The following is an 8311-nucleotide window of genomic DNA, read 5'->3' as shown; positions in this document are numbered from 1 at the left end:
GACCCAGACCGGAGGAACCCGATGAGCGCCCACCAGCCGACCAGTCGCCCGGCGGCAGGGGCCCGCGGGGTGCCGTGGAACCGGCAGGACCCGGACCGGCGACCAGTGCCGTCGACGTACGAGGAGCGCAGAGCCGTGATCGCAGCCTTTTCGGTGACCCCGCTGGGGATCGGCGAGGACGTGGGGGAGGCGGTGGCCGCCGCCGTCCGGGTGGTCCGGCGCAGTGGCCTGCCGAACCGCACGGACGCGATGTTCACCAGCGTCGAGGGGGAGTGGGACGAGGTGATGCCGGTGATCAGGGAGGCGATCGAGGCGGTGAAGGCGCACAGCAACCGGGTGAGCACGGTCATCAAGATCGACGACAGGGCCGGGGTCACCGACGGCCTCACCGCCAAGGTCGCCTCGGTCGAGCGCCACCTGGCCGCGGACAGCTGACGACGTGCGGCGGTCCGGCGGTCCGGCGGGCCGACGTGGCCCGGCGGACCGCCGGCGCCGGTCAGACCGCCGAGGTCGGCCGGACCGCCGGTGGGGCCGGCTCGGCCGGGGGCCGGCGGGTGAGCAGGCGGTCCACCGCGTACGGGCCGGAGCCGAGCACCGCGATGGTCAGGAAGGACCAGCAGAACATCACCGAGGCCTCGCCCCCGTTCTGCAGCGGCAGTAACGCGCGCTCCTGGTGGACGGTGAAGTAGGCGTAGGCCATCGAGCCGGAGCAGAGCAGGGCGGCCGTCCTGGTGCCGGCGCCGAGCAGCACCAGGACGCCGCCGACCAGCTGGATCAGGGCGGCCCACCAGCCGGGCCACTGGCCGAGCGGGAGGGAGCCCCCGCCCTTGGCGCCGCCGAACAGTCCGAAGACGGAGGCGGCGCCGTGGCAGGCGAAGAGCAGGCCGACGACGATCCGGAACGCCGTCAGCACGAGCGGTCTGACGGCGTCCGCCGTCTGCCGGGGATGGGTGGGGCGGTGTGCGGGCATGCGGAACTCCTCCTGTGGGGGAAGGAGGTGGATGGAAGCGGTAGGGTAGCTGTGGTCTAGTCCAATTGGCAATGCTCCGTCAGAGATCAGGTCTGGACCAATAGTTGCCCTTTCTTGACCGGTCGATCCAGAAAGGGCTAACGTTCCGACCATGGCGCGAACGAAGGAATTCGACCCGGACGCGGCGCTGCAGGCGGCCCTGGAGCTGTTCTGGCGGCGCGGCTACGAGGCCACCTCGATGGCCGACCTGGTCGATGGGCTGGGCATCGGCCGGGCCAGCCTCTACGCGACCTTCGGCGGCAAGCGCGAGCTCTACCTGCGGGCGCTGGAGCGCTACTGCGAGCAGAGCGACTCGGCGCGGCTGCTCGAACTGTCCCGGCCCGGCCCGGCGCTGCCGATGGTCCGGGAGCTGGTCCGCGGATACGCCGTGACGGGTGAGGAGGAGCGGCGGCGCGGTTGCTTCGTCACCAACACGGCGGTGGAGCTGGCCCCGCACGACCCGGACGCGTCCCGCCGGGTGGAGGCGAGCCTCGACCGTCTGGAGACACTGCTCACCGCCGCCCTGGCGCGGGCCGCCGCCCAGGGCGAACTGCCCGCCGGCCGGGAGCCGCGGGCGCTCGCCCGGATGCTGGTGGTGCTGCTCCAGGGCATCCGGGTGGTCGGCAAGACCGCCGACGGCGGGGTCCGCGCGCGGGCCGCCGCCGAGCAGGCGCTGGCACTGCTGGACTGACGCCCGGTCCGCTCGGACCGGCGTCTTCTGCTGGACTCATTCTGGACCGAACGGTCTTTATAGGGGGAGGGTTTTGCATGACCGGCGACACTACCGGCCGGTACGGCTTCGCGCTGCTCGGCCTCGTCCAGGCGGTGCTGATCTTCACGATCATGATCCTGACCGTCCCGCTGCCACTGGTGGCACGGGAGTTCGCGCTCGGCCCGTCCGGGGTGCTGCTGCTCAGCGCCGCCTACGGGCTCTCCTTCAGCTCCCTGCTGCTGCTCGGCGGCAGACTGGCGGACCGCCACGGCGGGCGCCCGGTGCTCCGCGTCGGCCTGGTGCTGCTCGCCACCGCCTCGATCGCCTGCGCCCTCGCGCCCGGCTACCCCGTCCTGCTGGCGAGCCGCTTCGCGCAGGGCGCGGGAGCCGCCCTCACCGCCCCGGCGGCGGTCGCGGTGGTACGGGTGCTGCACCCCGAACCGGCCGCCTACCGGCGGGCGATGGCCACCTGGGGCGGCCTGTCGGTGCTCGGCGCCACCGTCGGCAGCGTGGTCTCGGGGGCGGTCGCCGCCGCGGTCTCCTGGCGCTGGCTGTTCGCGGTGCCCGTGCTGGTCGCCCTGGCCGGCCTCGCCCGCTCCGCCGCCCTGCCCTCCGCCACCCCCGCCGGCACCCGCCCGGCGCTGGACCTGCGCGGCGCCGCCCTCGCCACCGCCGGTGTCTGCGCGGCGAGTTACGCCCTGGTGGCGTCCACCGAGCACGGCTGGCACAGCCCCCGGACGTACGGCCCGCTGGCCGCCGGACTCGTGCTGCTGCTCGCCTTCGCCGCCGCTGAACGCCGCACCGCCGACCCGCTGCTGCCGCCCGGCTTCCTCGCCGACCGCCACCGCGCCACCGCGCTCACCGCCGTCATGGCCACCGCCGCCGGGACCGCCCTCACCTTCGTCCTGCTCTCGCTCTACCTCCAGCAGCTGCGCGGCTGGAGCGCCGCGGCCACCTCCGCCGCGTTCCTGCCGTACGCGGCCGTCCTGCTGCTCGCCGGCCGGCTGGCCGGCCCGCTGACCGCCCGGTTCGGGCCGGGGGCCGTCACCGCCGGCGGCCTCGCCACGGCGGCCGCCGGGCTCGGCCTGCTGGCCGGACTCACCCCCGGCAGCGGCTACCCCCTCGGCCTGCTGCCCGGGCTGCTCCTGCTGCCCGCCGGCGCCGCCGCGGCCTTCGCCGGTGCGGCCGTGCTCGCCACCGGCGGGGTCGCGCCCGAGCGCACCGGGCTGGCCGCGGGAGTGTTCAACACGGCCATGGAACTCGGCCCCACGGCCGGACTGGCCGCGCTGATGGCGCTCGCCGCCACCCGGCCGAGCGTCGTCGGCGGCTACGCCGCGGCCTTCACGGCGGCCGCCGCGGGCCTGGCGCTCACCGCCGTCGCGGTCGCCGCCCTGCCCCGGACCACCGTCCCCACTCTTCCCACTGTCCCCACCGAACCCGAACACACCACTCGGATCAAGGAGTTCACCTCATGACCACGCGTTTCGCCGACAAGTCCGTCCTGGTCACCGGTGCCGGCAGCGGCATCGGCCGGGCCATCGCGCTCGCCTTCGCCCAGGAGGGCGCCCGGGTCGCGGTCGCCGGCCGCGGCGCTGGCCCGCTCGCCGAGACCGTCGAGCTGATCGAGGCCGCCGGCGGCAAGGCCGTCGCGCTCACCGGCGACGTGACGAAGGCCCAGGACGCCGCCCGGCTGGTGCGCGAGACCGTCGAGCGCTTCGGCGCCCTCGACGTCGCCGTCAACAACGCCGGAGTGTTCGGCGCCGCCGGCCCGGTCGCCGACATCGACGAGGCCGAGTGGCAGCGGTTGATCGGAGTCAACGTCACCGGCACCCTGCTCGCCATGCAGTCGCAGATCGCCCACATGCGGGCCCACGGCGGCGGCGCGATCGTCAACGTCTCGTCCAACCTGGGCGCCCACAGGCGGCTCGCGGGCGTCGGCGCCTACGCCGCCAGCAAGGCCGCCGTCACCGTGCTGACCCGGGCCGCCGCCCTCGACCACATCGCCGAGGGCGTGCGGATCAACACCGTCAGCCCCGGCCCGGTGGACACCCCGATGTCCTCCCGCCCGGGCGAGGACGCCGGGGCCAAGGCCGAGCGGATGAAGGCCGAGGTCCCGGTCGGCCGGGCCGGTGCGACCGAGGAGGTGGCCGCCGCGGTGCTGTACCTGGCCTCGCCGGAGGCCGGCTACACCGTCGGCAGCGACCTGGTGCTGGACGGCGGCGCCTCCGCCTGACCGGGCCCCGCCGGCCGGGCCGCGCGACCGACCGGGCCCCGCCGGCCGGGCCCCGAGCCCGGCCGGGCGGCCCGGACCGCTCCCCGGGCTACTCGCCCTCCTCGTAGAGCGCCTCCAGCGCCTCCGGGGTGCGGGCCCGGACCGCCACCCACGCCTCCCCGGCCACCCCGACCAGCACCTCCGGCCCCTGGTACCAGCGGAAGTGGCGGCCGAGCGGGGGCAACTCCCGCAGGCCGCCCGGCAGTTCCTCCTCCAGTTCGAGGAAGTCGGCCAGCTCGTGGTCCTCCAGCAGCTTCTCCATCATCGCCATGGCGGCGGCCGCCGAGGAGAAGCGCTCCTCCCAGGGCTCCCACCGCTCCTGCGACTTGTCCGCCAGGTCGAGCCGGCCGACCGTCGGTGGGTCCTCCAGACCGAGGTCGTCCAGCAGCACGCCCCAGTGCGCGCAGCCCTGGTTCTCCGCCCGGTACACCAGGGCGCCGTCCAGCACGTGCAGCTCGTCCGGGGTCAGCAGCACGTCCTGGCTGCTGGTGAGGTCCGCCCGGCGGCCGAACAGCCGGTACGCCTCGCGCAGCGCCGTCGGCAGCCGCAGGCCCAACCGCCGCTCGGCCGCGTCCAGTTCCGCGTCCGTGAAGCCGTCGTCCGGCCCCAGCGGCTCGCCCCAGTAGGCGGCGAAGCCCCGGACGAGCTCCCAAGCGCCCGCGCGGGAGCGCACACTTTCGGCCATTGCGGCCGGGATGTCGAATTCCGTTTCGTCCACCCGCGCACCGTACGCCACCCCTCCGACAGCGCGGTGAACCGCCCGACCGGCGGCCCAACCGCCGGTCCGGGCCCCGGCCGCCGTCCCTTCGCCGCCCGTCCGCGCACGACCGGCCGGATCTGACGCGAACGCGTAATCCCGGCGACACCCGTTGATCACCACGGGGTTCCCACGCCGTCGTTCGGGCAAGACACGGTTTCGGCCGGAACCGACATCACGAAAGGCGGACGCGCGACAGATGCCGACCGCACCGCACACCGCGACCCTCCCGGGCCGCCGCCCACGGGCACACCGGGGAGGGCGCTGGGGCGAGCACGGGCTCGCCTGGGCCTTCCTGCTGCCCTCCCTGGTGGTCTTCGTCCTCTTCATCGGCTACCCGCTGGGGCGGACCATCTACCTGAGCGGACACGCCAACGACCTCTTCGGCGCGCCCTCCCGCTACGTGGGGACGAAGCACTACACCGACCTCTTCGCCTCGGCCGACTTCGGCCGCACCCTGACGACCACGGCGCTGTTCACCCTGCTCACCGTGGTGCCCGGGGTGCTCGGCGCGCTGGTGCTGGTCCTGCTCCTGGAGAACCGGATCCGGGGCGTGCGGCTGCTGCGCTCGGCGTTCGCGCTGCCCTTCGCGTTCTCGGTGGCCAGCGCCTCGGTGGTGTTCGCGGTGTTCTTCAACCCCGCCAGCGGGGTGCTCAACGGCCTGCTGTCGCACGTCGGCCTCGGCCCGATCGGCTGGCTGACCGACTCCCGCTACGCGCTGTTCTCGGTGGCCGTCACCACGGTGTGGATGAACCTCGGCTACAACGTGCTGGTGCTCTCCGCGGGCATCGGCTCGATCCCCGGCGAGGTGCTCGAGGCGGCCCGCATCGACGGCGCCTCCGGCCTGCGGCTGGCCCGCTCGATCACCGTCCCGATGCTCGGCCCGAACCTGTTCTTCCTGACCGTGGTCTCCACCGTCCACGCTCTCCAGAGCTTCGGCCAGATCCACATCCTCACCAAGGGCGGACCGGACGGCTCCACCCGGACCCTCGTCTACTCCGTCTACGAGAAGGCCTTCGCCTACGGCTCCAGCGACTTCGGCACCGCGAGCGCCCAGGCCGTGGTGCTGCTCGTGGTCGTCCTCGCCTGCACGGCCGTCCAGTTCGGCGTCCTGGAGCGGAAGGTGCACTACGCATGACCACCCTCACCACCGGGGCCGAGGCCGGGCCGGAGGCCGGGGCGCCCCGCCCGCGCACCCGCGTCCTCGCCGGGCGCTCCCCGCGCGACCTGCTCGGCCGTGCCGCCGTCTACCTGCTGCTCGGCGTCGCCGTCGTCACCGTGGCCTTCCCGGTGTACTACGCGATCGCCGGAGCCTTCATGGGCCCGTCCGAACTCTCCTCCTACCCGCCGGCCCTGGTGCCGCACTCCGTCACCGGGCGGAACTTCTCCGGCGCCGTGGAGGCCATCCCGCTGGCCCGCCAGTACGCCAACTCGGCGATCGTGGCGACCGTCATCACCCTCGCCCAGCTGTTCACCTCGGTGCTCGCCGCGTACGCCTTCGTCTTCTTGCCGATGAAGGCCCGGGCCGTGGTGTTCGGGGTGTTCCTGGCCACGCTGATGGTCCCGTGGGAGGCCATCATCATCCCCAACTACCTGACGCTGTCGGGCTGGGGGCTCGGCAACACCTACTTCGGCCTGGTGCTGCCCTTCCTGGCCTCCGGCTTTGGCACCTTCATGCTGCGCCAGGCCTTCCGCCAGCTGCCCGGCGAACTGCGCGACGCCGCCCGGATCGACGGGGCCGGCCACTGGCGGTTCCTGTGGCGGATCGTCGTCCCGCTCAACAAGCCGGCCCTCGCGGCGCTGTCGATCTACGTCTTCCTGTCGGCCTGGAACCAGTACTTCTGGCCGCTGATCATCACCCGCACGGCGAAGATGCAGACCCTCCAGATCGGTCTTACCTCGCTGCGCGACTCCGAGATGGCCGACCCCGGGCTGATCCTGGCCGGCGTCGTGCTCTCCCTGCTGCCCACGCTCGCCCTGGTGGTCTTCGGCCAGCGCTTCATCGTCCGCGGCCTCACCGCGGGCGCGGTCCGCTGACCCCCGGCCCGTCCGTGTTCCCCGCTTCGTTCCCCGCTTTCCCGGATAGAGAGAGAACCCTCGTGAAGAAGAGTGCGCGCGCGCTCGCGGCCCTGCTGGTGGCCGGCCTGTCCCTGACCGCCTGCAGCTCCGGCGGCTCCGGCTCCGGTTCCGGCTCGGGCGGCTCGTCCGACGCCGGCGCGCCCGGTGCCCAGGCGCTCGACCAGGCCTCCGGTGTCACCACCGTCGAGTTCTGGCACTCGATGACCGGCAAGAACGCCGACGTGCTGAACGGGCTGGTCGGCCAGTTCAACGCCGCCCACCAGGGCAAGATCGAGGTCAAGGCGGAGTTCCAGGGCAAGTACGACGAACTGGTCACCAAGTACAAGGCCGCGGTGCAGCAGAAGGGCACCCCCGCCCTGGCACAGGTCTACGACATCGGCACCCGGTTCATGATCGACTCCAAGCAGACCGTCCCGGCCCAGGCCTTCGCCGACAAGGACAACTACGCGCTGGACGACCTGGACGCCAACATCCGCAACTACTACTCGGTCGGCGGCAAGCTCCAGTCGATGCCGTTCAACTCCTCGATGCCGCTGCTCTACCTGAACACCGACGCCTTCAAGGAGGCCGGCCTCGACCCCGCCCAGGCGCCCAAGGACCTCAACGAGCTGGGCGAGCTGGCCAAGAAGCTGACCAAGAAGGACGCCGACGGCAAGACCGTCCGGTACGGTTTCGGCGCCGCCATCTACGGCTGGTTCGTCGAGCAGCTGCTCGCCGAGTCCGGCGCCATGTACTGCGACAACGACAACGGCCGCGGCAACAAGGCCGGCAAGGTCGTCTTCGACTCCGCCCAGGGCGCCCAGATCGTCCAGTGGTGGGCCGACCTGGTCAAGGGCGGCTACGCGGCCAACACCGGCCGCACCACCGACGACGCCCAGGCCGCGTTCAAGGCCGGTACGGTCGCGATGCACCTGGAGTCCACCGGTGTGCTGCGCGGCTACACCGAGGCCGCGAAGTTCGGCGTCGGCACCGCGGCCTTCCCGAAGGTCGGCGCCGCCGACCAGGGCGGCCCGGTGATCGGCGGCGCCTCGCTGTGGATCAGCGGCCCCGGCCACTCGGACGCCGAGAAGCGCGCCGCCTGGGAGTTCGAGAAGTTCGTCTCCGCGCCCGAGCAGCAGGCCGTCTGGCACACCGGCACCGGCTACTTCCCGGTCAACACCAAGTCCCTGGACGACCCCAAGGACAAGGAGTGGGTGGCCAAGTACCCGCAGTTCCAGACCGCGATCGACCAGCTGAAGGCCACCAAGCCGACCCCGGCCACGGCCGGCTGCCTGCTCGGTGTGATGCCGCAGGCCCGCAAGGGCGTGGAGACCGCGATCGAGCAGACCATCGCGGGCACCAAGCCGGCCCAGCAGGCCCTGACCGACGCGGCCAAGGAACTCCAGCCTGCACCACGGGGGCGGCGGCAGCTCGCTGACGGCCATATGGGCGGGGGTGCCGCAGTTCATCGCGAGCTTCGCCGCCGAGCAGCGGATCTCCGGC

At 73.2% G+C, this 8311-nt stretch carries 9 protein-coding genes; 7 read left to right on the top strand and 2 right to left on the bottom strand.

The features are described 5' to 3' along the window. The first annotated feature begins 135 nt into the window (after positions 1–135). A complete protein-coding gene (locus ACWD4P_RS37140; RefSeq protein ID WP_359831703.1) occupies positions 136–435 on the top strand; it encodes an MTH1187 family thiamine-binding protein in 300 nt (99 codons plus the stop codon). A gap of 61 nt (positions 436–496) precedes the next feature. On the opposite strand, the gene ACWD4P_RS37135 is transcribed toward ACWD4P_RS37140, so the two are convergent. After that, entirely contained in the window at positions 497–970 is a 474-nt protein-coding gene (locus tag ACWD4P_RS37135; RefSeq protein ID WP_359831704.1) for a DoxX family protein, read from the bottom strand. A 151-nt stretch (positions 971–1121) separates the two neighbouring features. Here ACWD4P_RS37135 and ACWD4P_RS37130 point away from each other — a divergent pair, with 151 nt between their 5' ends. The 3 genes from ACWD4P_RS37130 (at position 1122) to ACWD4P_RS37120 (ending at position 3954) form a co-directional block, all read left to right on the top strand. Continuing rightward, entirely contained in the window at positions 1122–1700 is a 579-nt protein-coding gene (locus tag ACWD4P_RS37130; protein ID WP_449782680.1) for a TetR/AcrR family transcriptional regulator, read from the top strand. A gap of 77 nt (positions 1701–1777) precedes the next feature. Then, positions 1778–3196, top strand: a complete 1419-nt coding sequence (locus ACWD4P_RS37125; protein WP_449782679.1) for an MFS transporter — start codon at positions 1778–1780, stop codon at positions 3194–3196. Then, a complete protein-coding gene (locus ACWD4P_RS37120) occupies positions 3193–3954 on the top strand; it encodes an SDR family NAD(P)-dependent oxidoreductase (RefSeq protein ID WP_449782678.1) in 762 nt (253 codons plus the stop codon). Before ACWD4P_RS37125 ends, ACWD4P_RS37120 begins: the two co-directional genes overlap by 4 nt. Positions 3955–4042: 88 nt before the next feature. On the opposite strand, the gene ACWD4P_RS37115 is transcribed toward ACWD4P_RS37120, so the two are convergent. After that, a complete protein-coding gene (locus ACWD4P_RS37115; protein WP_449782677.1) occupies positions 4043–4711 on the bottom strand; it encodes an SMI1/KNR4 family protein in 669 nt (222 codons plus the stop codon). Positions 4712–4949: 238 nt separating this feature from the next. Here ACWD4P_RS37115 and ACWD4P_RS37110 point away from each other — a divergent pair, with 238 nt between their 5' ends. From ACWD4P_RS37110 to ACWD4P_RS37100, 3 genes are all read left to right on the top strand, one after another. Continuing rightward, the gene (locus ACWD4P_RS37110; protein WP_359829831.1) at positions 4950–5888 is read left to right on the top strand and encodes a carbohydrate ABC transporter permease; all 939 of its coding nucleotides are present in this window, start codon (positions 4950–4952) and stop codon (positions 5886–5888) included. Beyond that, entirely contained in the window at positions 5885–6787 is a 903-nt protein-coding gene (locus ACWD4P_RS37105) for a carbohydrate ABC transporter permease (RefSeq protein WP_449782676.1), read from the top strand. Before ACWD4P_RS37110 ends, ACWD4P_RS37105 begins: the two co-directional genes overlap by 4 nt. A 62-nt stretch (positions 6788–6849) precedes the next feature. Next, positions 6850–8311, top strand: a 1462-nt coding sequence (locus ACWD4P_RS37100; RefSeq protein ID WP_449782675.1) for an ABC transporter substrate-binding protein, incomplete at its 3' end; no start/stop codon positions are given.

It is taken from the genome of Kitasatospora sp. NPDC002543, assembly GCF_053594915.1.
Note: the sequence above shows the minus strand (reverse complement) of the source record. Positions and strands in the feature narration are given on the sequence as shown.